General features: G+C 39.2%; 20 protein-coding genes and 2 pseudogenes. 9 read left to right on the forward strand and 13 right to left on the reverse strand.

Annotated features, from left to right (window positions below):
* Positions 1 to 161: 161 nt before the first annotated feature.
* Positions 162 to 1,715, reverse strand: coding sequence for an exopolyphosphatase (ppx, locus tag ML543_RS01540; protein WP_279326517.1), 1,554 nt, complete (start codon positions 1,713 to 1,715; stop codon positions 162 to 164).
* A gap of 73 nt (positions 1,716 to 1,788) precedes the next feature.
* Here ppx and ML543_RS01545 point away from each other — a divergent pair, with 73 nt between their 5' ends.
* The 3 genes from ML543_RS01545 to ML543_RS01555 all read left to right on the forward strand — a co-directional run bounded on the left by ML543_RS01545 (position 1,789) and on the right by ML543_RS01555 (position 4,377).
* Positions 1,789 to 2,283: a L,D-transpeptidase family protein gene (locus ML543_RS01545; RefSeq protein WP_243385388.1), complete on the forward strand. Its 495-nt coding sequence runs from the start codon at positions 1,789 to 1,791 to the stop codon at positions 2,281 to 2,283.
* Positions 2,284 to 2,349: 66 nt separating this feature from the next.
* Positions 2,350 to 3,606 (forward strand): MFS transporter, encoded by a 1,257-nt coding sequence (locus ML543_RS01550; protein WP_243385389.1) that lies wholly within the window; start codon positions 2,350 to 2,352, stop codon positions 3,604 to 3,606.
* 300 nt (positions 3,607 to 3,906) lie between these two features.
* Positions 3,907 to 4,377, forward strand: coding sequence for a YkyB family protein (locus ML543_RS01555; protein WP_243385390.1), 471 nt, complete (start codon positions 3,907 to 3,909; stop codon positions 4,375 to 4,377).
* A gap of 168 nt (positions 4,378 to 4,545) precedes the next feature.
* Here the strand turns inward: ML543_RS01555 and ML543_RS01560 are convergent, their stop codons facing one another.
* Complete coding sequence (locus tag ML543_RS01560; protein ID WP_243385391.1) at positions 4,546 to 5,451, reverse strand: chemotaxis protein; 906 nt, start codon at positions 5,449 to 5,451, stop codon at positions 4,546 to 4,548.
* Between the two features lie 246 nt (positions 5,452 to 5,697).
* Between ML543_RS01560 and ML543_RS01565 the strand changes: the two genes are divergently transcribed.
* The 4 genes from ML543_RS01565 to ML543_RS01580 all read left to right on the forward strand — a co-directional run bounded on the left by ML543_RS01565 (position 5,698) and on the right by ML543_RS01580 (position 8,927).
* A complete protein-coding gene (locus ML543_RS01565) occupies positions 5,698 to 6,975 on the forward strand; it encodes an NCS2 family permease (RefSeq protein ID WP_243385392.1) in 1,278 nt (425 codons plus the stop codon).
* A 449-nt stretch (positions 6,976 to 7,424) separates the two neighbouring features.
* Entirely contained in the window at positions 7,425 to 7,799 is a 375-nt protein-coding gene (locus ML543_RS01570; protein WP_243385393.1) for a hypothetical protein, read from the forward strand.
* A 308-nt stretch (positions 7,800 to 8,107) separates the two neighbouring features.
* Positions 8,108 to 8,305: a hypothetical protein gene (locus tag ML543_RS01575; protein ID WP_243385394.1), complete on the forward strand. Its 198-nt coding sequence runs from the start codon at positions 8,108 to 8,110 to the stop codon at positions 8,303 to 8,305.
* 187 nt (positions 8,306 to 8,492) lie between these two features.
* On the forward strand, positions 8,493 to 8,927 hold the full coding sequence (locus ML543_RS01580) for a transporter (RefSeq protein ID WP_243385395.1): 435 nt from the start codon (positions 8,493 to 8,495) through the stop codon (positions 8,925 to 8,927).
* 49 nt (positions 8,928 to 8,976) lie between these two features.
* Here ML543_RS01580 and ML543_RS01585 read toward each other — a convergent pair whose 3' ends face one another.
* From ML543_RS01585 to corA, 3 genes and pseudogenes are all read right to left on the reverse strand, one after another.
* The gene (locus ML543_RS01585; RefSeq protein ID WP_243385396.1) at positions 8,977 to 9,531 is read right to left on the reverse strand and encodes a TIGR00725 family protein; all 555 of its coding nucleotides are present in this window, start codon (positions 9,529 to 9,531) and stop codon (positions 8,977 to 8,979) included.
* Positions 9,532 to 9,652: 121 nt separating this feature from the next.
* A complete protein-coding gene (locus tag ML543_RS01590) occupies positions 9,653 to 9,844 on the reverse strand; it encodes a hypothetical protein (RefSeq protein WP_243385397.1) in 192 nt (63 codons plus the stop codon).
* Between the two features lie 108 nt (positions 9,845 to 9,952).
* Positions 9,953 to 10,917 (reverse strand): annotated as a pseudogene (gene corA, locus ML543_RS01595) (magnesium/cobalt transporter CorA).
* A 160-nt stretch (positions 10,918 to 11,077) separates the two neighbouring features.
* Between corA and ML543_RS01600 the strand changes: the two are divergent.
* On the forward strand, positions 11,078 to 12,229 hold the full coding sequence (locus tag ML543_RS01600) for an aminotransferase A (protein WP_243385398.1): 1,152 nt from the start codon (positions 11,078 to 11,080) through the stop codon (positions 12,227 to 12,229).
* Between the two features lie 225 nt (positions 12,230 to 12,454).
* Here the strand turns inward: ML543_RS01600 and ML543_RS01605 are convergent, their stop codons facing one another.
* From ML543_RS01605 to ML543_RS01630, 6 genes are all read right to left on the reverse strand, one after another.
* Entirely contained in the window at positions 12,455 to 14,281 is a 1,827-nt protein-coding gene (locus tag ML543_RS01605) for a PAS domain S-box protein (RefSeq protein WP_243385399.1), read from the reverse strand.
* 315 nt (positions 14,282 to 14,596) lie between these two features.
* Complete coding sequence (locus tag ML543_RS01610; RefSeq protein WP_243385912.1) at positions 14,597 to 15,586, reverse strand: quinone oxidoreductase family protein; 990 nt, start codon at positions 15,584 to 15,586, stop codon at positions 14,597 to 14,599.
* Between the two features lie 27 nt (positions 15,587 to 15,613).
* On the reverse strand, positions 15,614 to 16,021 hold the full coding sequence (locus tag ML543_RS01615; protein WP_279326518.1) for an acyl-CoA thioesterase: 408 nt from the start codon (positions 16,019 to 16,021) through the stop codon (positions 15,614 to 15,616).
* A 2-nt stretch (positions 16,022 to 16,023) separates the two neighbouring features.
* On the reverse strand, positions 16,024 to 16,596 hold the full coding sequence (locus ML543_RS01620; RefSeq protein ID WP_243385400.1) for a TetR/AcrR family transcriptional regulator: 573 nt from the start codon (positions 16,594 to 16,596) through the stop codon (positions 16,024 to 16,026).
* A gap of 222 nt (positions 16,597 to 16,818) precedes the next feature.
* Complete coding sequence (locus ML543_RS01625; RefSeq protein ID WP_243385401.1) at positions 16,819 to 17,001, reverse strand: hypothetical protein; 183 nt, start codon at positions 16,999 to 17,001, stop codon at positions 16,819 to 16,821.
* A 284-nt stretch (positions 17,002 to 17,285) separates the two neighbouring features.
* Positions 17,286 to 19,298 carry a peptidoglycan D,D-transpeptidase FtsI family protein gene (locus ML543_RS01630; protein WP_243385914.1) on the reverse strand — a complete coding sequence of 671 codons (2,013 nt, stop codon included), beginning with the start codon at positions 19,296 to 19,298 and terminating at the stop codon, positions 17,286 to 17,288.
* Positions 19,299 to 19,498: 200 nt separating this feature from the next.
* Between ML543_RS01630 and ML543_RS01635 the strand changes: the two are divergent.
* Positions 19,499 to 19,663: pseudogene (locus tag ML543_RS01635) on the forward strand (IS110 family RNA-guided transposase); the annotation flags it as partial.
* A 440-nt stretch (positions 19,664 to 20,103) separates the two neighbouring features.
* On the opposite strand, the gene ML543_RS17225 reads toward ML543_RS01635, so the two are convergent.
* Both ML543_RS17225 and ML543_RS17230 read right to left on the reverse strand, forming a co-directional pair.
* Positions 20,104 to 22,098: a methyl-accepting chemotaxis protein gene (locus tag ML543_RS17225; RefSeq protein ID WP_243385402.1), complete on the reverse strand. Its 1,995-nt coding sequence runs from the start codon at positions 22,096 to 22,098 to the stop codon at positions 20,104 to 20,106.
* 347 nt (positions 22,099 to 22,445) lie between these two features.
* Positions 22,446 to 24,431 (reverse strand): methyl-accepting chemotaxis protein, encoded by a 1,986-nt coding sequence (locus ML543_RS17230; protein ID WP_243385403.1) that lies wholly within the window; start codon positions 24,429 to 24,431, stop codon positions 22,446 to 22,448.

Here is a 24,431-nt window from a genome sequence, read left to right on the forward strand (position 1 = left end):
CATCCTAATATATCTATTTCTCTACACCATCATATCATTGTCCTGCCAACAGAATGTTAATTTCATGTTAATTTTGTATAAATTTAGTTAAAATAAGAGGCTTCCAAAAGTGTTAATTTTCTAACAATAATAGGTATAGAAACAGAAGTGGAGAACTTCTGTTACCCAATGTGCATCATTTGCTCTTTATGGGACTTAAATTCCAGCTTGACTTTCTGTTTTAACACTTTTTCTAAATGTTTTTTCTGTTTTTCTACCTGATATTCTTCTGGCTGCCAATTTTGGTCACAATAAAACGTCATTTTCATTGTCTCTTGATCCACTGGCATAACCATCATATCTTTCACGATATTTCGTTTTGTCGCATTTAAACAATACGTGAACTTTAATACGGCGCCCATAAATCGAAGTTTTTTCTGTTCGTCCTTCGTAAACCAATCTTGGAATGATTGGACGTACTGTTTGAATGTAGCATGGTTTTTAAATGATGCGACAAGAGCTAATGTTAATTGATCTTTGTGCATGAATCCGTCAATTGTACGGTTGGATAGTAAATAGAAAGTATGTTGACTGCTCGATTCTGAATCGATGTATTGTCCTAAGTTGTAGACGAACGAGCTGTAACGAAGCAATTGAAAATCGCTACTGCTTAAGTCAATCGGATATATTTTTTGTAATTTATCCACAAATGTCATTAATAAACTCGTAACTTGCAAAGAATGTTGAATATCGATGTCATATTCCACGGCTAACTCTTGGAAGCTTTCTTCCATCACTTTCGGAAATGTCGTTCGACCGAACTGTTTTAACAACTCTTCGTAGAATACCCCATCCCTCAAGCCTTTTCTCGATAGGACAAACGTGGTCGGCTCGACAACTTCGCATAATTGGATAAACACTTCCGTTGATGGAACGATAATATCCGCACGGTCTTTCGATAGTCCATCGACTCTTTGTAATTTATCAAATGATAATGATTTCAAATAACTTTGCACTTGCCCAATGTCCTTCGGTGTCATCGCGTATTGGTGTAAAGTTGATAAAGGGTATTGGCGCATAGCTTGATCGATTTGAACTAAGTTTCGTGCACTTCCTCCAATGGCGATAATCGGCAAGTTTTTCTTTTTCAACCAAGGAAGAGAATCGAACTGACTTTTGACAAACTGTTGAATTTGCTTCAGTTCGGAGTTCGTAGGCGTATCCCCTTTGATGAACTGTTTTTTCAGTGAAAGTGCTCCAAACGGAAAGCTATGAAATTCTTGTAACCGACGGTTTTTAAAGTACGTTATTTCCGTACTTCCTCCACCGATATCAATGGTAATACCTTCATGAAATGAAGTGGAATTCACAACTGCTAAAAAGCCGTAATACGCTTCTTCGTACTCCGATAAAATGCGGATTTGAAAATCAGTATTTTCCCTTACCGCAGATAAAATGTCGGATTGATTAATGGCTTGTCGGACCGTTGCCGTTGCGACACATTTGACAGTCGATAGCTTATGAAAACGCGTCACTTCTTGAAATCCTTTTAATGTGTTTATCAGTATCTTTATCCCTTCATCCGATAACGTGCGATCATCATTTAAATAATTTCGTAAGCGTGCTACTGCCTTTACATTTTCCACTTCTTTTAATCGTCCGCTTTTATCTTCAACATAAATGACCAATCTCATCGTATTCGAGCCGATGTCAATAATCGCATATTTGTTATTCAACGTCTCAACACCCTAACTAAAAGAATATATTTCATTATAGCATATTTATTTCTAGATAAATGGAGGGAAAGCTATGATCCACCTCGTCAAAAAAGGTGAAACGTTAGCGGAAATTTCTCAAAACTATCGCACTTCCTTAGCTACTTTAATTCAAGCGAATCCAATGATTAATCCTAACCTTATATACCCAGGTCAGCCGATTAATATTCCAAATTTACAAGATCCGCAGACGATTCCTTATAAGATTGATGTTTCGATTGGCGAACGCTTGTTAAGGCTTTATAAAGATAAAGTATTCATAAAATCATATCCAATTGCTGTTGGAGCGATGTTATCAGAAACTCCAATTGGCTCATTTGTAATTGTGAACCGTGCCCCAAATCCAGGAGGTCCTTTTGGCTCTATGTGGCTTAGTTTATCAAAAATGCATTACGGCATTCATGGAACGAATGATCCTACGTCAATTGGAAAAGCGGTATCAAAAGGGTGTATCCGCATGTTTAATCATGACGTTCTCGAATTGGCTTCTCTCGTACCAAATGGGACTGAAGTATTTATTCACCTTTAAGGAATAATTCCTACGTGTTATAGTGGAAAAGGATACAGTATTTAGAAACATTTGGGGAGCGTAACAATGGATATTTTTAAAAATCGCAACTTTGTCAAATTGTTTTTTGCTGCACTCACTTCACAAATGGGATCCACAGTCGGAAACATGGCTTTCGCCTTTTATTTGTTAGACCATTTTAGTGACCAGCCGTATTATGCAACATTAGCAGAGCTTATGTATTCGTTACCGACATTGTTTGTTTTTTTTATTGTTGGTGTTGTCGCAGATCGGCTTGACAGAAAGGTCATTGCGGAATGGTGCGACTGGATTCGTGCTGGTTTAACAGTTGTTTTATTTTTAACACTCCTTACGGAATCCTTGCCGCTTATTTTCTTCATCTTATTTTTACGAAGCGCGGTTACGAAATTTTTCTTCCCAGCCGAAACGAGTCTCGTTCAAGGCATTTTAAGAAAAGATCAATACGCTACGGCAGCTGGTCTAAACCAAATTTTATTTAGTTTATTTATGGTGTTTGGAGTCGGGTTAGGTGCCCTTACGTATAAGTGGATAGGCATTCACGGTGCTGTCATCGTTGATGGTGTTAGCTTTATCGCTTCAGCCTTACTCATTCGTTCGTGCAAAATTCCTCGTGCCGTACGAATGCCAAACGGTCCGTTAAAAAGGAAACATTTACGGCTGCAATCAACGATGAAAGATTTTAAGCTTGGCATGCGATATATTGTAAAGAATCGCTTATTATCCCTTATTATTTTCGGCTTTTTTATTTTTGGCTTTTTCCAAGGTGCTTTTGCTATCTTACCAATGTTTACGATGAAATATGAGTTAGCTCCGATGGAATACGAAATGTACGCTTCCTTTTTTGCCATTTGTCTCGGTGCTGGCTTATTTATCGGAAGTGCATGCTCAACGTTTTTAGCGAAAAAAGTTCAACCTTATTTGCTTTTTATTATGCCCATTTTCCTCGCCAGTTTACTAATATGTTTGCTTGGAATGACTCAAAATGTTTGGACATTTCTGGTCATGGCGAGCCTCCTAGGAATGTGTATCGGTCCAGTCAATATCGTCATTGGTGGCTGGATGCCTAAAATTGTTCATCCGAAGCTCATGGGACGTGTGAGCGGCTGGATCGATCCAGTTACGATGCTGGCCCAATCCGCTACATTAGCGGTAATAGCGGTGTTATTCCCGAAGCTAATCGCAAACGTCGATTATTTATATTTCGGAATGGCCATTATTTTATTTATGATTTTTATCTTTTATGCCATCTTTCTACCGCGAAAAGAGCAAATAATGGACGAAGAACAAAAACAACATGCATAAACAGATTTTTAGGTGGAGGCGTCTCCATCTAGAGCAAAATGAGTCAAAGGTAGTGAGCTAGACGCTCGTAGCCAAAATGAGTCCTTGAAAAAAAATTCGTTACCGAAATTTAGGGGCTGTTTTTTTGAACAGCCCTACTCTTACACTTAAATCCTTAACTATTGGTTGCATTTTCTACGCATGAAAGTATAATTTAGGTAAGAAACTTAAATGTAGGGAGCCTTATCCGTAAAGACGAGGCCTTCTTATGAAGGGTAGAAATGAAACTCATTGTGATTTTAAAACAAAGGAGAATTTGCTATGGATGACAGTAATCGAAGTATGACCAATGATCACTCAACTGAAACGATTGCCCAAGCGATTTATGTCGTAAACCGCCACGCGAAGACCGCACCTGACCCAAAATTTTTATACCTCTTAAAAAAGAAATCTCTTCAAAAGCTTTTGTCGGAAGGTAAAGCAATGAAAAAGGGCTTGCATTTTTCGAACAACCCTCGTTTGAGTAAGCAACAATCAGATGTACTCGTATCTGCGGGACAATATTATTTTCATATGCCCCCTACAAAAGAAGACTTCCAAAACCTCCCGCATCTTGGTTCCTTAAATCATTCATATCGAAATCCTAAAACGAAACTCTCTCTTTCAAAGGCGAAAAGTATTTTGCAAAGCTATGTTGGGATCAAAGAGCTTAAGTCATCATCACGCAACCGGAAATCTAAGCCTACATATGAAAAACCGGTATTTAAACGTCTTGGGGAAAGCTATTATTAATTGCTGGAGAACTGGCGAGCAGGTTCAGTAGGAGCGAGCAACTTCTTAACTCATATAAAAAAAAATTTGTGTAAATCATTTAGATGAAAAAAATTAGACCTAAAGAATGCTGAATTCCTCCATTCTTTAGGTCTTTATTCATGTTATATGAAATTTGCACTTCCTAAATTATGCAAATAAAAGGTCATCCATTTTTTCTACTAACGTATGAATTTCTGGTTTACTTACTTGAGCGTTTACTCCAACTTGTTGCCCTTTATGTCGTAAGTCATCCGTAATTAACGATGAGAAAATAATAATTGGAAGTGCTTCTAATTCTGGTGTTTCTTTCACACGCTTCGTTAAATGCAAGCCATCCATTTGCGGCATCTCAATATCTGTAATTAAAAGGTCAACGTAGTCTCCGATAGATTTTTCACCATCGACGAAGCCTTGTAAATATTCGAAGGCATCTTTCCCATTCTCAAAAAATTCAATATGTCTAAATCCCGCTTCTGTTAACGTCTCATTCAAAAGTTGACGAAGAAGTGGTGAATCTTCTGCTACGACAATTTTCTTACCAGAGCGATCTCTTGCGATTGTATTGCGTAATTTGTCTTTTTGAATCGCGGACTCAGGGTTAATATCAACGACAATTCGCTCAAAATCAAGAAGTAGAATCATCTCTCCGTTGATTTTAACAACCCCAGTAATTTGAGTTTCTAAGCCTTGATACATTTCAGAAGGCTTTTCAATTTGCGCCCAAGAAACACGATGGATTTGTGTCACTGTATGCACGCGGAAGACAACTTTCATCTTGTTAAATTCTGTTACAATTAATTTATCTTTTTCTGTAAATTCTTGATCATTTCCAATTGCACGCGCCACGTTTACTACCGGTAAAACTTCCCCACGTAGCTCAATGATTCCTTCAACGTAACGATGAGCATGTGGAACCGGTGTAACAGGTAACGGTTGAATGATTTCTTTTACTTTCATCACATTAATACCGAACTTATTTTCACCTACGATAAACTCCACAATTTCAAGCTCGTTTGTACCCGTTTCAAGTAAAATATCCTTCTGATTCATCATCTTCTTCCTTCCCTAAACGATACTCTCCTTTATTATATCGGTTAATTTTACGTCCTTTTAATAAAAAAATCAGAATTGGCAAAAGTATAACCATCTTCCTTCTCGAGGGGGTTAAACAATGTTTTTGAGATTTTTTCATTTTTCTAATGAAATAAGACGTCAGACTTGTTATAATGCTTATTGTGATTCAGCAAGAGCTGATTCAACGGGTTGGGTCGAGGGTAACTTAATAAGGAAGGACGAAAAGTGAATAAGTTTTTTAACCTTACCGAACGAGGAACAAGCGTACAGAAGGAGCTTCTCGCTGGTTTAGTCGCGTTTTTCACGATTGTATATATCGTCGCTGTGAACGCATCCATTTTATCCGATGCCGGCATTCCGATTGAAGCGGGCATTTTAGCGACTGTTTTAAGTTCAGTCGTCGGCTGTTTATTAATGGGATTTATGTCCAACACACCGATTATTGTTGTTCCGGGAATGGGCGTAAATGCGCTGTTTACCTTTACGATATGTCAATCGATGGGGCTAACATGGCAAGAAGGTTTAGCTGTTGTATTTGTTTCGGGGTTGCTGTTCATTCTTATTGCCTTTACGAAGCTATCTTCCATTTTAACGGATGCAATTCCTGATTCGTTAAAGCATGCGATTACTGTCGGAATTGGAATATTTTTGACGTTTATCGGTTTGCAAAAAGGTGGTCTCGTTGTTTCCAATGAGGAAACATTCGTAGCATTAGGAAATTTAACCGCCCCCCACACGATGGCAACCATTTTGACTCTAATTGTAACGGTTGTTCTGTTTGCACGCGGTGTACCAGGAAACTTTCTATTTAGCATGGTATTTGGTGCTTTGCTCGCTTGGATGCTAGGCCTTATGGAGAGTCCTAAGATGAATGAAAGTGTTTCATTCCAACAATATGGCGATGTCTTAGGCGCCATGTCATTTGAGCGAATCGGTGATATTGTCTTTTGGACTGCGACTTTTTCCCTAACGATGGTGATCGTCTTTGAAAACATTGGCCTTATTCACGGTCATGTTGACATGATCAACCAACCGGGAAGCTATCGTCGTGCCTTTCAAGCGAATGCTATTTCCGCTGCCACTTGCGGCTTATTCGGTTCAAGTCCAACAGTCTCTACTGCCGAGACGACAGCTGGTATTACAGCAGGAGGAAGAACGGGATTAACAGCTATTACGACAGGCTTGTTGTTCCTATTATCGTTGTTCTTTTTACCAGTGATTAAAGTGATACCTGATAGCGCCATCGCACCGATTTTAATCTTAATCGGCGGGTTGATGGTTCAAAGCATTCAACATATCGACTTAAAAGACTTTACCGAAAGTTTTCCAGCCTTTTTAATCATCGCATTCATTCCATTAACTTATAGCATCGTTGATGGGATGGCATTCGGATTTATCGCTTATCCTATTTTGAAACTATTTATGAAACGAAGAAATGAAATCGCTTTTCCTCTTTATATCATTGCGCTTTTATTTCTTGTTAATTTCATTTTTCATACGTAAACTGATAGACAAGTGGAAGAACGGGATACACTCCTCACTCCGCTTGTCGACAGATGAAAACCTCCTGAAATCAGGAGGTTTTTTTGTTGCCACTTCCATTTGGAGATTTTAATTATTAGGCTGTTTTCGTATAAATTGTTGCATTTCCAATAATGAATTCTGAACATTGCGCTACGGGCACTTGCTTTCCGCGGGGAGCTGTCTACTTTCGGCTCCTAGCGATTAGCGAACGATTCTCAACAATGAATTTTTAACACATTAAAAGTAACAATCCATTAGATAAAAGCCAATTATTATCAGCACACATAATGCTGAGCGACTTAAAGATTGCTTGTGGAATTTATGCGCTAAGCGTATGTTTGTGTTGAGACCTCCTACTTACAGGAGGTTTTGGTGTATATTTTTCACGCCCCCTCCAAACGATAAGAAAAAACAAGGAGGACTTTTGAGTGAAACGTTTGCTATCGTTTTTTCTTATCGTGCCTTTAATGGGCTGCCAATATTTATCGAATGATCAGTTAGAAGAACAATCGGCGGGTCTAGAACATACGAATTTCGATGAAAGTCAAACCTCTGATGAACTTCTATTGGAGTCAAGGAGACAAGTGCGATTTGGTCGTGATGACAATGAATTAGAAACGCGAGAGGCTGAACGTCTAGTCTCAAACTATGTAAAAGCGAACCCGGATGATACGGTCGTACAATATGACCATAAAGAGGGGAATCGCTACATCTTACGAGTGTACTCCGTCGATGGAGGGAACAAGACGAGTTGGTATAGCGTCGATTTAGAAACAAAAAAAGTTGAAAAGCTCACTCGATAAGAAAAGCGCAAAGCGCAAGTCCTTAAGTCAAGGGCGCTGGAGACCTGCGAGGAGACTTCCATCTGGGCCGAAGCGACCCGAGCTGATGGCGCTTGGAGCTAGACACCAAAAAAACGGTAAAGAGAATACTTTAACACTTTATTGAACTTAAACTTTCTGTAACGATGAAAAGCCTCCCAATGTCTCGATCCTGACATTGGGCTTTTTTGGACCATTTTTTGAAGGATAACATTTCCTACTAGATTTTTTTATAAAACATGTTAGAATTCAATACGTGAAAAAATTTGAAAGAAGGGTGTCAAAAACGAGTGGGTACCTTAATGTTATTCCAACATGACCAAGAAGTTACAGCAATTGAAAATGTTAGTGAAGAAATTCTTCAGCACGTAAAACAAGATAGTGATACGAAAAAAGTCATCCTTACTCTGGACGACAAAGAAGTAGAGTATGAAAATGTAACACATGTGAAATACGAAGAGGACGTTAATTGGGATTTTGGCTATTAAGTAGAAATAGATGATGGATTGACCGACACGAGCAAATAACTGCTCGTGTTTTTTATATATCACTTTCTACCAATTCAAAAACTTTTAAGTCTTCAGACCGTATATAGAAAAAAATGGTCAAACACCTAATGACCTTTTCTTTCATATGGTGGGAGTGAATGGTTTTACTGAAGAAAGGAGAATGCACATGTTTCGTTCCCACCGACAGTTTCAAATGTTCCCGTTTAACTTCTTCCCTTTCCCATGGGGGCAACCACAACAACCGCCAGTTGGACCACCACCAAGTCACGGCGGAGGGCAACATGGAGGGCCACCATTCGGTCCACCACCGGGGCAAGGAGGTCAACCAGGGCAACATGGGGGACCGCCGTCCGGACCACCACCGTCGTATATTCCGCCTGAGCCACAAGGAGCTTCCCTTTATGCCGTAGATCCCGGTGGCATCCGTGGGTGTTTATATCGATACACGTATATTCGTTTAAATAACGGACGTAGATTTTGGTACTACCCAACATACGTAGGCAGAACATCAGTCGCTGGCTGGCGTTGGCGCCCAAGACAATATCGTTGGGTTTATTACGGAATTGATTTAAGTCAAATTCGTTCATACAGTTGTTCATAAAAATGAGTCAGGCAGATATTTTTCTTTATCTGCCTTGCTTATTTTCCTATTAATCCCCAATGACCCCTGTATTCTTTTCTTTACATAACGGGGTTTGATTGACTTGTAGCGCTAAGTGAACAGCTTCTTTCGCTGAAGTGGCATAAAGCAATTCCACTGTCTTTCGCTCATCTAAATAACAGCCTTCAACGGAAACATCCTTCACCTTCGATGCCCATCCTCCCGAATGATCCATTACGACTACTGGCTTTTTATTCATATAAGCGGCGGAAAGCTCACCGAGTGTCCCATTTCCACCTCGAATCATAATCAATACATCCGCTGAATGGACAAGAATAATGCTGCGATAATCAAACGCTAATCCCGTCGTAATCGGAATATCGATATAATCATTAGCTACATTTATTTCATCCCCTGCCAAAATACCAATAACCAGTCCACCCGCTTCTTTTGCTCCTTTGGAAGCAGCTTCCATGACACCGCTTCCTCCCCCTGATAATAAGATCGATCCGCTTTTGGCTATTTCTTTCCCAACTTCTTCAGCCAATGTATATACGTCAACCGGAATGATTCCCGACTGCCCGATTACCGCGATTCTTTTCATACCATTCCCCCGTTTTTCTCTTTATTGATACAAGTTTACGCAGGAAGACATCCATTATTGACATTTTTTCGCACGAAAAAAGGTGGGCAAAACGGGATAAATCCGTCTTACTCACCTTCTTTCATAAAACGAGTGACCTTTCTTCTACAGTTTGCATAAATTCCGCCCGTCTTTTCGCTTGCGCATAAATTCGATTCATCTCATCTTTGTAAAAGCGCATATGCTGGACAGACAACGCCTGAAGCATTTCTTCTTTCAGACGCTTCACTATTTCTTTTTCTTCGCTCGTTAACAATGTATCTTCGTGATGCATCCTAGTCCACCTCGAATGAGAGTCTAATTTACTATACTCTTCGAACGAAAGATTTATGCTATGACGGTCTTTTCAGCTAGTTTTTGTCGATTTTTGTGCATTTCTTTCCTATAATTTAGGACCTCTATTAAATTTAAACCATCCCATTCGATAAAAGAAGAAAACCATTCCAATGGAAATGAAGGACATGACGACTAAAACGATGTAGTAGCCATTTTCATTTTCAGCTCCGGCATATGCTCAAAATTCATTCCGTACACACCAACTATAAACGTAAGTGGCATAAAGATGGACGAAATAACGGTCAATGTCATCATAATGGTATTCATTCGATTGGATGTAAACGACAAGTAACTGTCGCGAATATCAGCGCTTAACTCTCGATTCGCATCAATCATTTCAACGAGTTTCATTAAGTGATCATAAATGTCATGGAAATAAAGAGACTCATTCATTTGTTTCACTTTGTCTGATGAAATAATGCGGTAAAGGAGATCTCGCATCGGGATAATTGTTCGACGAATTTTGTTTAAATCCGATCGAACATCAAATAGTTGTCGCATCAGTTCATCTATCGTTTCATTTTTTGTATTCTCCTCCATATCATTTAACACATCCTCCAATCGATAAACTGGTGGAAAATAATCGTCTACAAGCTTATCGACTACTTTATGTAAAATTTGAATTGGCCCAAGGCGTAATCGTTCATCTTTTTTGACTCGGTGCCAAATATTATGAATGTCACGAATTGGTTTTTTGTGAAACGTTACAATGAACGATGAGCTAACAAATACGTCTACCTCTTCCGCCTGAAGTGTTTTCTGATGAATGGCATGAAGAACGATAAACATATACGTATCATAAAAATCCATTTTCGGACGTTGAACAAATTCTAAACAATCTTCAATCGCAAGCGGATGAAAATGAAAAAATCGACTTAATAGTTTTATTTCTTCATCCGTCGGTTCTTGAAAGTCAACCCAATACCAAACGATATTCGGTTTCTTTAATTCACGTAAGGAAAGTTCATATTGCACCGAACCGTTCGTATCAATCGCAAGCGTTCGAATCATCGTTTTTCGACCCTTTCTGCGCTATTTCTCCTTCTTATTCCCTCTTTCTCCCTATTTAAACAATCGACATGGAAAACCTCCCATAAATTTATCGTCAACTCGCGTCAAGAATGATAAAATGAGTAGCAATTAGACAAAAAAGAGTAAAGGTGAAGAAGCTATGGAACATTTAATTAATCCAAAAGTAAAAGATTTATCCATTTCAGGCATTCGAACTTTTTTTAATTTAGTAGCTAAATATGACGACGTCATTTCTCTTACAATTGGACAGCCGGATTTTCCTACACCAGATGGCGTAAAAGAGGCTGCGAAACGTGCCATTGATGATAATTTTACTTCCTATACGCACAATGCAGGTTTTTTTGAGCTCCGAAAAGCCGCTTGTGAGTTTTTGAATCGCCAATATCGTCTTTCATATTCACCAGAAGATGAGGTCATTGTGACAACGGGTGCAAGTCAAGCAATTGATGTTGCCCTTCGAACGATTCTAGAACCGGGCGTAGACGTGCTCTTACCTGGACCGGTCTATCCTGGCTATGAACCGCTCATTCGCCTAGCCGGTGCTAACCCTGTACATGTCAATACAACGCAAAAAGGATTCAAACTAACAGCTGATTTAATTGAAGCGCACTTATCCGAAAAAACGCGCTGCATCATTTTGCCATACCCGTCCAATCCAACTGGTGTGACGCTTACAGTACAGGAATTAATGGATATTGCCACGCTTGTAAAAGGAAAGAATATATTTATCTTGTCTGATGAGATTTATAGTGAATTAGTGTATTCACAAAAGCACGTCTCTATTGCATCCTTTTTACGAGAGCAAACGATTGTCGTAAACGGATTGTCCAAATCGCACAGTATGACCGGGTGGCGAATCGGTTTTCTATTTGCCCCGAAAGAATTAACGAAGCACATGTTAAAAGTGCACCAATACAACGTGTCATGCGCTTCTTCTGTTTCACAAATGGCGGCCTATGATGCGATCACAAACGGGATAGATGAACCGATAAAAATGAAAGAGGAATACAAAAAACGACTCGAATACGCTTATGACGAGTTAAAGCAGCTAGGATTTCAAGTCGTAAAACCAGATGGTGCCTTTTACTTATTCCCATCTGTTCCGAATCCTAATGTTTCATCGTTTGATTTTGCCGTAGATCTTGTAGAAAAAACAGGCGTAGCCGTCGTACCAGGAAGTGCTTTTTCCGCCGACGGGGAGGGATTTTTTAGACTATCTTATGCCTATTCGATGGAACAACTCGAAGAAGCTTTCGCACGCATGAAGCGATACGTCTATTCGAGTAAATAACTTGGATTATAAGAAAAGTGCAAAGCGCAAGTCCTTAGGCGAAGGGCGCTGGAGGACCTGCGAGGAGGCTTCCGTCGCCACAGCAGGGCCGAAGCGACCAGAGCTGATGGCGCTTGGAGCTAGACACCCAAAAAACGGTAAAGAGAATACTTTAACCCTCTATTGAACTTAAACTTTCTGTAACAATAAAAAAACCGCGGTGAGTTATTCATCTCACTGCGGTTTTTATTTCGCAATCGGTAAGGAAATCGTAAATTTTGTTCCCTTTCCTTCCTCGCTCTCCACTTGGATTGTCCCTTTATGGTTCTCAATGATTTTAAATGTCATCATTAATCCAAGACCGTTCCCACTCTCTTTTGTGGTGACAAATGGTTGACCAATTTTCTGTAAAATGTCCTCTGGTATTCCTTCTCCCGTATCAACAAAGTGGATCGTGAACGTGTCGTTTTCACAAATGGTTTCAATTGTAATTGTACCACCCGATGGCATTGCCTCAATCGCATTTTTTATTAAGTTAATAAACACTTGCTTCAACTGATTCGGATCACAATGTACGAAATCAGGCCCTTCAGAAAACCGCTTTTGAATCATAACATTGTTCAAATTCGCTTCCGTTTCTAAAAGCGTAATAACTTCCGTTAAAACGTGGCTCATATTCATTTGCTTGAACAATGCTTCCTGCGGCTTCGCTAACATTAATAATTCAGATAAAATGAGTTCAATTCGGTTCAACTCAGAAAATACGATATCGAAGTATTGGTCACTCTCTTTTCGTTCCGACTGCATTAATTGGAGAAACCCTTTAATCGCTGTAAGAGGGTTACGAATCTCGTGTGCAATTCCTGCAGCTAATTGACCAGCAATCGTTAATTTTTCGGATTGAACCATCATATTTTCGGCATTCTTTCGCTCCGTTAAATCACGTAAGATCACTTGAACAGCAGGCTCCCCAAAGTATGTTGTCGGAATGCAAACCATCTCCGTATAAATGGTCTGTCCATCCGTTTTTCTCCTCCACCCGGGCTTTATGAGGAGCACTTCTTTTTTACCAGCGTTGATATCGATCAACATTTTTTTGATCGATTGGAAGGAGTCCCGTTCAAGATGGGAGTAAATATTTTTCCCAATTATTTGCGCGTAATCGCGAACACCAAACAACTTCAATCCGGATTCATTGATGAATACCCACTTGTCATTATGGATAACCCCAATGGTATCAATCGAATTTTGAATAAGCTTTTGGTATCGCTCCCTACTTTTTTGCAAATTCTTTTGCACTCGTTTTCGCGATGATATATCGTATAAAACAGCGATTTCGGCTTTTCTGCCTTTAAAAAGAATCGTAGAAGGCCTACACTCTACATTGATAATGGAGCCATCTTCCCTTCTCCACTCTTGTTCAATTACGCCAATCGATTGACCTTCATGAAGCATTTGAATGCGATTTTGAACAACTTCATGATAATCTGGCAACATATAATCATAGATGGACTTCCCAATTACCTGCTCACGAGTGAAAACTCCTAGTAATTGGCGAAAGGATTGATTGACATATTTAATAATCCCTTTATAAGAAATAAAGACTGGACTAGGCAAGCTTTCAATAATTGAATTAGTCTCTTCATCTGTATTAATTTGGGAAGAAGACGATTTTTGTTCATTAAAAAAGTAATGATGAATTTCTTTCGTCGTTTGCGAGGAGTTGTATGTATCAATAATTTTAATTTTGACGATGACTTCCCTTTCATTTTCTTTTATTTCGTTCTGGATGAAATCAACCGATGCTTCCAGCCATACGAAATGATTTTCTTTATGTCGAAAACGAAAGGCACACGGATATAGGTGATGATCATTGTAAAAAAATGATTCCAATAAAAAGATATCTTCTTTATGTATAAACGATCTAACATCTTTTCCGATTAATTCTTCTTGCTTATAACCTAAAAATTGCATGCAGTTGGAAGAAATATAACGGAAATGACCACTCGATGATAGAACAGAGTATAGCTCAATCGAATCTGCTTTCCGTTTATCACGGACATGGTTCGACAAAAATATCCCCCCTTTTACAAAAAGGTTCAAGTTCAATACATCTTCTATACTATTTTATTCGAGTCGTCACTCGTCTACAACTCTCTCGATTGAAAAAAATAAAAAAAATATAAAAATTTAAATCTATTTGTCTTTTTCGATAACAACCTGTAAATTCCTTCACACTTCATGAAAAAATTCGGTTTTTTGCATGTTTTCTTCGGTAGCACGAAAATATTAGCCATTCGACCGCAAAGTTCTACAATTTTCACTTTCGGTTCAGAACCCCAATAAGAAACGTTCCCCTTTTGCAAGAGGAACGAAACGACTAACGCCCTATTGTGTGGGAATAAGAATCACTTTTCCTTTTGTTTTTCGGCTTTGAAGTCGAGTGTGAGCTACTGCCGCTTGATTGAGAGGGAGCGTTTCCCCTATCACTAGCGTGAGTTCACCTTTTGCCATCCAATCCAATAATTCTTGTAAACTGCGTGTGAAAAGATTAGGCTTTTGCATCATCGTTGGTAAAAAGAACCCTGTTACTGTCAGATTCTTCTCCATTAAAAGGACAGGATTGAATGTTGGGGGATGACCGCTTGCGACACCGTAACAAACGAGACGACCAAACGGCTTCAGACATTTTAAAGATTGCAAGAAAATATCACCACCGACCATCTCCAATACGAGATCAACGCCCATTCCATTAGTTGCCTCCATTACATCAATGCACCACGATGGCTTCGTATAATCAATCGTAACATCAGCACCTAGTGTCGAAGCTAACTCCCGTTTTTCTTCCGTGCTTGCAGTGGCAATTACTTTTTTTGCTCCAAACTTTTTCGCAAGCTGAATAGCAATTGACCCTACCCCACCTGCAGCTGCATGAACGAGAACGGTTTCTCCCTCAGATAGTTGTCCTAACGATTTTAAAATATGGTAAGCACTAAGCCCTTGAAGCGGAAGAGCTACCGCTTGCTCATAAGTAACACCAGAAGGAATTGGAATGAGACTCCGACTATCCGCTAACGTATACTGCGCATATCCTGTGGACCGATTCGAACCGAGTAAGGTCACGACTTTTTGCCCCACTGATACATCTGTTACATCGTCACCACAAGCAACGACTTCTCCAGCTACCTCAGACCCAGGCACAAACGGCAGTGGGGTTGGTACAACGTATTTCCCTTCTCTTCTTGCTGTATCAGCATAGTTAACACCGATTGCAGCAACTTTAATTAACACATCCTTCTTCTGTGGAGATGGAATTGGGAGTGAGACGTGTTTAAGGACATTAGGTCCGCCAAATTCATGAAATTGTATGGCATCCATCATTGACTCGCGCATCAACTTCCCCCTTTACGCCACAGATATTAAATATTGTTCAAGTACTTCTCTCATTTTTGGAGGAATCACTTCGCTTTGTTGTGCTTCGAAGTTAAAATGAACAATGACCACTTCACCTTTAGCTACCGTTTTTCCTGTTTCTTTATCCTTCATTCGATGCGTAAGCGTAAAGCTTTTTGAGCCGATTCTACTTAATGTTGTTTCAATGATTAATGTTTGATTAAAAAACGTTTGTTCAATAAAATCACATTTGGCAGAAGCAACGATAAATGGCCACTTATTAATAGACATTGACGTATCTAACTTTTCAAAGAACTCAATGCGAGCCACTTCCATATAAACAAAGAAATTAGTATTATTCACATGGCCAAGGGCATCAGTTTCAGCAAAACGGACCTTTATTTCTGTTTCATGGATCATTTTCATTCCTCCATTTTCTCGATTCCATTCATAATAATTTGATGAAAATAAGAGACGATTTCCTCTTCTGTTCTCTCTCCATCAGGGTCATACCAAAAGTACGTCCAATTGGTCATACCAAGAATGCCAAATGCGATCATTTCCGCTGGAATGTGGGATTGAATTTCTCTCTTTCTCATCGCTTCTTCCAATACTTGAATGAGATTATTTCGAAATTCATTGCGTTTTCGTTTAATGCTTTTGAGTTGAACCTCATTGACATGACGCATTTCTCGAATAAATACTTTTGCTTTCAGTCCCTCAGTACGAATTTCTGAAACAATTCGTACCATTAATTCAAATATTTTATCTTTGCACGTCGTCTCTTTTTGGTGAAATATTTCCTGTTGAGCCGCTAGCAATCTCTCAATATAGGTCATCTGAATGTCTACGAGTACTTCTTCTTTTGACTGAAAATAATAATAAAAGGTTCCTTTCGTCACACCTAATTCTTCAACAATTTGTTGAATGGTCGTTTCTTTAAACCCTTGTACCGCAAAAAGATTAATGCTTTTTTCAATTATTTTTTCCTTCATTCGATTTTCACTCGTTACGGTTGTCACCCCCTACTAACCAGTCGGTATGTTATCTCTATCTTAGAGAATATTTACCATAAAATCAACCGAATTTTCTGAATTTATAACAAGTTGTTATATGTATATAGATTTTGTTCAAGATTTAGGTAGACAATTAGTCGTGGAGGGGAAATGTTCCATGGAGACGAAAACAAAAAAAAGAGGCTATATAACATAGCCCCCTTAATGCATGCCGTTCCATTCCCCTTCATTTTTACCCTTTTTTTCTTGTTTCGCCTGTTTTTTATGCTTTTCGTTTGCATTAGCACTTCCGAATTCGTGACTGAACTCCGCGTCCGTTTTACTGGAATCAAAGCCCTTTTTATTTTTCTGTTCCGGATCATGTTTTTTCGTTCGTTTTGCCAAATCATTCACCTCCCTCACTACCTTTTAGCGTGTTCAAAATCTGTATGATTATCCTTTCATCCAAATAAGAAAATCGCAATGCGCAAGTCCTTAGGCGAAGGGCGCTGGAGGACCTACGAGGAGGCTTCCGTCGCCACAGCAGGGCCGAAGCGACCTGAGCTGATGGCGCTTGGAGCTAGACACAAAAAAAACGGTAAAAAGAATACTTTAACACTTTATTGAACTTAAACTTTCTGTAACAATAAAAAAGCATGTGCCTTTTATAAGCACATGCCTCACATTGTTTATTCACTTTGTTCTTCCGTTGTATTGTTTGGTGTTGTCGTTTGATTTTGTTCGCTTTGCTTTTGCACTTCAACGTACGCATTGACGATATCATTTGCAATAGCTTTATTAATATCTTCGCCACGGCTTGTACGTGCCCACGGAACTACGACACTAAACGCTACTTCTGGATTATCAGAAGGATAATACCCGACAAATGTTAAGTTATAAACGGACTTTCCGTAATAGCTTCGAACTGGTCCCCAATATTGAGATTGTGCGGTTCCTGTCTTTCCGGCTACATCATGTTTAAAGTATCCGTTCGCTGTTCCACCTTGAGCAGAGGTAACGAGCTTAAATCCTGTTTGTACTCGTTTAATGTCTTCATCTGTATTGTTAATTTTATTTAAAACAACAGTATCTCGTTCTTGAGCAACTGGTCCTAACTCTTCCTCACCTTCAGGCACGTGAATGGACGTAACGAGACGAGGCTGGACACGATAACCACCGTTTGCAATGACTGATACGTATTGTGCCATTTGAAGCGGAGTGTACGTATCAAACTGCCCGATCGCTAAGTCTAACAGTTTCCCCATATCAGGTGGTGGACTTTGTTGGCCATCGGATTCAATGGGTAAGTCGATGCCTGTTTTAACCCCGAGCCCAAATTGCGCATAGTAATTACGTAACGTGAGAAAATCTTCTACCGAAGCTGGAAATGACATATATGGTGAATAGCTAATGCCTGCAATCCTCATCGCAATATGGAACATATAGACATTCGAACTTACCTTTAACGCATTTACATCATTAATCCAACCAAAATTTTTATACGATGACTTAGGTTTAGTACCTTTCAAATAGATTGGTGCATCATAAAACGATGTTCCGTGGGAAATGCCATGCTGATACCCTGCAAGAACTGTCGCTCCTTTAACAGTCGAACCCATTTCGTACTGACTCGTAAAGGCACCTACATCATAGTTCAACACTTCGCCATCATTATAACGCTTTCCAACCATAGATAAAATATCGCCATTATAAGGGTCCATCATGACGACGAAGGCACGATCTAGCATATAGTTATCTGGATGTCTTTTCGCTTCGAGAAGACGACTTTCAACTATTTCATCGACACGCTTTTGCAACTCTATATCGACGGATAACTTTAAATCATATCCTCTGCGTCCGTTATCAACAAACTCCTGACCAACGGTCTCTCCGTCTTTGTTCGTCGTGTATTTTAATTGCGCTTTTCGAGGGTTTAAGTAGTCTTCGTACTGTAATTCTAAGTAACTTTTTCCGACACGGTCGTTACGAGCGTAGCTTCGCGCGGTGAAAAATGATTCATTATCTTGCGGGATGCCATCCGCTACCCCTCCAATAATTGAACGAAAAACTCCCTCATACGGATAATATCGATCCCAGTCTGTAATGACGTCAACCCCAGGTAAGTACTCTAATCGTTCAGCGACTAACGACACTTCTTCTTTAGTTAAATTCGTTGCGACGATTTGAGGTTCGTACGCATAGCCAGATGAAAACTTCGTATAAAATGCCGCAAGTTGCATTTCTTTCGGGTCATTTTGAATTTTTGTGATTTCACTCGCTGGCACCCGCTCGACTTGCAGCTGATACGTTTCCTTTGGCTCCAACTTTAGTTCTTCTTTCGTAAGCAAGTCTTTTGCTTCTTCTGAATGCCTTGCTAGCCAATAATCGCGAAGGTCACGCTCTTTTAAAAACTCTGTATCAATCGTAATAAGTTCTGAAAGCTTTTGAGCGGTTTCCAATTTATCTGTTGCCTTCGTCGTTTTTTCCACTGTATATGAGATCGCCGGTACATTGATATTGTCCACTACAACTCTTCCATTGCGATCATACATTTTCCCCCGTGGAGCAGGGTATTTTGAAATATCGACTTCCGTTCGATTGACTTCCTTTGAATACTCTTCTCCTTGTACAATTTGGACGACACCTAAACGAACGATCAGTGCCACAAATAATAGAAAGATGATAAAAAAGAATACATTCATTCGAACGAGCTTCGCTTTTTTTTGCCTCTTTTTTTCAGGTGTATTTGCTTTTTTCGGACTCAACTTCCTCGCCCTTTCTTCTTTTGTCTCCCTTTATTTTATCGTAAATAGGAAGTTCTTCATAGATTGACATTTCCCTACAAGCCCGACCTAATTTTACCATATTTTTTCACAATGCGGTTGGAATAAAATCAAAAGAGGATAATCACATTGTGGATTATGACGACAAATTAAAAACGCAACCTCAAGGAAAGCTCCATAAAGTTGCGCCCGTTGCTTGTGTGAATAAGTTCTTGAAAGTCGCATTCCACCTTATTACACACAACATAATCTATGATTACGAAACAGCATCAACCTGTCCGTAATGGTTACTTCCACTATAACTTACATTGACCTTGCGAAAAACGTCATTTCGTCAGGTCTCTTTGGTATGTACAAATTTATTTATTAGAGAGTGGATATCCCCCCACATGAAAGTATTCATTTTCATCATTAAAAAATTAGTTAAAGCTCTTGACTATAGGTAAGAAAGGGGGCTGTCCTAAAAGTACAGTCCCTTTCTTCGTAAAATAAAATTCGGTTCATTTAAGTGGCGGACGCATTCCGAACTTGCACAGGACGTGGCCTTTAACAGAGGTTCCTTCATCTCCTCCTTCTCTCGCAGGCTGGGTCTTCGGCTCGTGCTGTCCCGCAGGAGTAGCCGCCACCTTTCTTTCGTTCAAAACCAATTGGATAAATGAAACTACTTTTCGCTGCCATCATTCTATTTAAGGAACTTATCACACAGCCCCTCGTACATACATGGTTATGCATCTTCTGTATTAATTTTGAACTGTTTTACAAGAGTTTGCAGTTTTTTACTTGACTCATTTAATTCTTCAGCAGAATGCGCTACCGTTTCAAACGCCTTCATTTGTTCCAGCGTCGATGCACTCACCTCTTCAACTGATGCTGCTGACTGTTGTGAGATAGCTGAAATACTTTGAATCGCTTCGACTACTTGTTCTTTTTGTGCTTCCATCTCTTTCATGCTACTTGAAACGCTTTGTAATGATTGGATAAGAACACTCATTTGACGAGATATATCTTCAAACACGTTTGCTGTTTTTTGAACTTGTAAATGCTGCAAGTCATTCATTTCTTTTGAGCGTTTCATCGCTTGTACGGCTAAATCCGCTTCCTCTTGTATTCCTTGAATGGTTTCACGTATTTTGTCTGTCGCTTCTACAGATTGTTCTGCTAGTTTTCGAACCTCCGATGCAACAACAGCAAACCCTTTTCCACTCTCTCCTGCTCTTGCCGCTTCAATACTCGCATTTAATGCGAGTAAATTTGTTTGATCTGAGATTGTGGAAATGGTTGTCACAACTTCAGCGATATGATCGATTTTTCCAACTAAGTTTGAAACGACTTGGTGAACCGATTCCACCTCGTCATTGGCTTCGTCGGATTTTTCTTGAAGGTCCTTTAATTCCTTTAAGCCGTATTGACTTGACTTTTCAGTTTGCTTCGATATTTGTTCCACTTGTCCAACAGCTTGAATTGCCTCATCAATACTTGTTGAAAGTCGCGTCGTTTGTTCGTACATTCCTTCTACGTCTGATGCTTGTTCTGTCGTTCCTTTTGCAATATCATCAACTGCTTGTGTAATTTGTTCGCCCGATGCCATCGTTTCTTCCGAGACTGCACTTAAATGCTCGGCTGAATCACTAATCTTTCTTGTTGATTGTTGGATATGCTGAATCATCGATCGCATATTTTCAACCATCGTATAAAAACTGTTCGTTAGCTGCCCGATTTCATCAGTTCCTTTCACCGTTACGGCAGAAGTCAAGTCACCGTCTGCAATTCGATTTGCTTCTTCTCGTAAAGCGAGGATTGGTTTAGTGATAGAACGCGCTAGTAGTATTGCAACCCCAGCGCCAATCGCGATGGCAACGATTGTGATAACGATGTTAATCCCTTTTAGCTCATTAATAGAGCTTAAAAGCTCATCTTGATGATACACATTTCCAATTTTCCAGTTAAAGTGACCAATTGTGTCATAAATTAAGATTTCATTCCCTTCTTCTGCTGTAAATTCCAATACCCCATGGCTTTCCTCTTTTAACGGAGCTAAATAGTCAAACGTCTCATACAAATTTTCCTCCGTATGGGTTGGGTGTGTAACGGCTATTCCGGCTTCTGTCATTAAAAACGAATAGCCACTTTCTCCACTTTGAAGGCTATTTACCATTTCTTCTACTGCTTTTAATTCTAAGTCAAAAGCGATAACCCCTACGAGTTTTCCATTAATCTGAATGGCTTTTACCGCTGTAATTAAATGTTCATTTTCAGGTGATAAGTATGGGTCCGTCCACATCACTTCATCCGGGTTCGATACGGCTAGTTGATACCACGGTCTTCCCGTAGGATCGTAATCTGCTGGTGCATCGATATGTGGTTCAGCAAAAAACTGCTTGTCTTCTGTTCCGACAAGCACATACTTTACTTGATCATGATTTTTGATGTACCCGCCAAATAAGTTTAGAAGAGCTTGATAATCCTTTGAATCTTTCGTTTGTAAATAGGTAATCATTCGCTCGTCTTGACTCATTTCATTTAGTCGCTTTTGATATTCAATCATTTGAAGTTCGATGTTGCGTTTTACTTGTTGAACAACTATCTGTCCATTCTGTTCAACATCTTTAATCACAACTTTTTTCACATAATAATTGGAGATAAAAAAGACGCCTACTAATGAGAGCATTAATAAGCTCGTAATTAGAAATGTAACTTTCCACTGCATTTTCCGAAACATTCTTCCCCACTCCTTCTATTAATTCGTATAATCTACCATTTTTACCATTGTTTTGTCGAAAATGAACTCAATGTATGTATCGGTATATTTTAGTATTTTAAAATAAGAATATTTTACTATTTTATAGTGTTTTTAAATATAATTCATGTTATTTGCATTAAAATTTATTATTCTAATAAATTTAAACAAAAATAAAAAAAGATGTTCAAATTGAACATCCTTAAGGAAGAATTATTCATTTCTGAAGTGGAGGCTGCGTTCAGAGAGTCATCACCCTATCCTATTCCGTGACTTATGATGACGAAAGAATGAAGGATGCCCACTATAGGACATCCTTCTTATACTCTTTATTCTTCAGTTTTAAATTGACTTACCATTTTTTGAAGTTCTTTACTTGATTCGTTTAAAGACTCCGCTGATTCTGCTACCGTTTCAAATGCTTTAATTTGTTCGTTCGTTGAAGCACTTACTTCTTCAACAGCAGCAGCTGACTGTTGAGAAATGGCAGAGATACTCTGGATTGCTTCCACTACTTGTTCTTTTTTCTCATTGATGTCATTCATATAGCCTGTAACCATATTCATCGACGTAATGAGTTCGTTCATCTTCATGGCGATTTGTTGGAATGCTTCACCCGTTAATTGAACTTGAGCATGTTGCTCATCATTCATTTCACGAGAACGTTGCATCGCGTCTACTGCATTTTTCGCTTCTTCTTGAATTCCTTGAATTGTTACACGAATTTTTTCCGTCGCTTCTGCGGATTGTTCTGCTAGTTTACGAACTTCTGCCGCTACAACAGCAAAGCCTTTTCCGCTCTCACCTGCGCGTGCCGCTTCAATGCTTGCATTTAACGCAAGTAAGTTCGTTTGATCGGAAATATTGGAGATTGTCGTAATAACATCTGCGATATGATGAATTTTGTCTGCTAAACCATTTAAGACATATTCAACGGTCTGTACTTCTTGATTTGCTTCTTTCGATTTGTCTTGTAATACATTCAATTTCTCTAGTCCATCATAACTTGCTTGCTCAGATTCTTTTGAAAGCTTTTCCACTTCATGGACTGCTTCATTCACACGCTCAATGCTCGTGGATAATGTTTTCGTCTGTTCATTCATTAAGTCGACGTCGCTAGCTTGTTCTGATGTACCTTTCGCAATATCGTCAATAGCAGCTGAAATTTGCTCACCTGAGGCCATCGTTTCTTCAGAAACCGCACTTAAATGTTCAGCTGAATCACTTAAATGACGAATGGAGCCATTTACTTTTTCAATCATGTCACGCATGTTATTTACCATTAAGTTAAAACTGTCAGCTAGCTGTCCGATTTCATCCTTTGCTTTCACATGCACCGTAGCTGTTAAATCACCTTGAGCGACTTGTTCTGCTTGATGGGCAATCGCTAAAATAGGACGCGCGATCGCACGTGATACGAAAAATCCACTAATCCCTGCAATGATAATGGCAATCGTTGTTACGCCTAAATTAATAAGCATTAAGCGGTCAGCTGTATTCATTAACTCTTTGTATTTATATACAACACCTAGCTTCCACCCAAGTTCGTTTAACGTGTCAAATACCATCATACGTTCTTCCGAATCATATTCATAGTCGAGAAGGCCTTCTTCACTATTTTGAAGGGCTTGCATGAAATCTAATTCATATAAATTTTCTCCACGCATTGTCGGGTGGGATACCGCAGTTCCATCACTTGAAATTAAATAAGCATAGCCATTGTATCCAACTTCAACACTATTAACAATCGAATCGATAGCTTCTAATGAAATATCAAATCCGATAACCCCTAATACTTGTCCATTGCTTTCTATCGTTTTAGCACCTGTAATTAAAAGTTCGCCCGATGCAGCATCGACATAAGGTTCTGTCCAAACGACTTCTCCTTTATTTCCAACAGCACTTTGATACCACGGACGGGAAGTTGGATCATAATCAGCTGGTAAATCTAAATATGGTTCTGTGTATGTTTCTTTTGCTTCAGTACCAACGATAACTACCTTAACTAACGGATTTAGCTCCAAAAACGATTTATATGTATTTAAGAGCCCATCCATTTGTCGATCCTCATTTTTTAAGAGCTGCGCATGCAAATTGCTGTCAGCACTTAAAAGGCTTAAGCTTTTCCCATAGTTATTTAATTGATTTTCAACATTTGTCTTAACTTGATCAACAATTGATTTCCCGGAGTTCTGTACGTCTTCCTTTAAGTTATCGCTTACAAAATAAGCGGAGACGGCAAAAACAACAGATAAGGAAATAATAAGTAAAATGGCAATGAGAGACGTAATTCTCCACTGTAATTTCTTAAACAT

The organism is Bacillus kexueae (assembly GCF_022809095.1).
Taxonomy (GTDB): domain Bacteria; phylum Bacillota; class Bacilli; order Bacillales; family Aeribacillaceae; genus Bacillus_BZ; species Bacillus_BZ kexueae.

What these genes read in the sequence shown, in the direction of transcription:
- ML543_RS01545 (WP_243385388.1), top strand. Translation starts at nt 1,789, where the DNA reads ATGATCCACCTCGTCAAAAAAGGTGAAACGTTAGCGGAAATTTCTCAA.
- ML543_RS01550 (WP_243385389.1), top strand. Translation starts at nt 2,350, where the DNA reads ATGGATATTTTTAAAAATCGCAACTTTGTCAAATTGTTTTTTGCTGCA.
- ML543_RS01555 (WP_243385390.1), top strand. Translation starts at nt 3,907, where the DNA reads ATGGATGACAGTAATCGAAGTATGACCAATGATCACTCAACTGAAACG.
- ML543_RS01560 (WP_243385391.1), bottom strand. Translation starts at nt 5,451, where the DNA reads ATGATGAATCAGAAGGATATTTTACTTGAAACGGGTACAAACGAGCTT.
- ML543_RS01580 (WP_243385395.1), top strand. Translation starts at nt 8,493, where the DNA reads ATGTTTCGTTCCCACCGACAGTTTCAAATGTTCCCGTTTAACTTCTTC.
- ML543_RS01585 (WP_243385396.1), bottom strand. Translation starts at nt 9,531, where the DNA reads ATGAAAAGAATCGCGGTAATCGGGCAGTCGGGAATCATTCCGGTTGAC.
- ML543_RS01590 (WP_243385397.1), bottom strand. Translation starts at nt 9,844, where the DNA reads ATGCATCACGAAGATACATTGTTAACGAGCGAAGAAAAAGAAATAGTG.
- ML543_RS01600 (WP_243385398.1), top strand. Translation starts at nt 11,078, where the DNA reads ATGGAACATTTAATTAATCCAAAAGTAAAAGATTTATCCATTTCAGGC.
- ML543_RS01610 (WP_243385912.1), bottom strand. Translation starts at nt 15,586, where the DNA reads ATGGATGCCATACAATTTCATGAATTTGGCGGACCTAATGTCCTTAAA.
- ML543_RS01615 (WP_279326518.1), bottom strand. Translation starts at nt 16,021, where the DNA reads ATGATCCATGAAACAGAAATAAAGGTCCGTTTTGCTGAAACTGATGCC.
- ML543_RS01620 (WP_243385400.1), bottom strand. Translation starts at nt 16,596, where the DNA reads ATGAAGGAAAAAATAATTGAAAAAAGCATTAATCTTTTTGCGGTACAA.
- ML543_RS01630 (WP_243385914.1), bottom strand. Translation starts at nt 19,298, where the DNA reads ATGAATGTATTCTTTTTTATCATCTTTCTATTATTTGTGGCACTGATC.
- ML543_RS17225 (WP_243385402.1), bottom strand. Translation starts at nt 22,098, where the DNA reads ATGTTTCGGAAAATGCAGTGGAAAGTTACATTTCTAATTACGAGCTTA.
- ML543_RS17230 (WP_243385403.1), bottom strand. Translation starts at nt 24,431, where the DNA reads ATGTTTAAGAAATTACAGTGGAGAATTACGTCTCTCATTGCCATTTTA.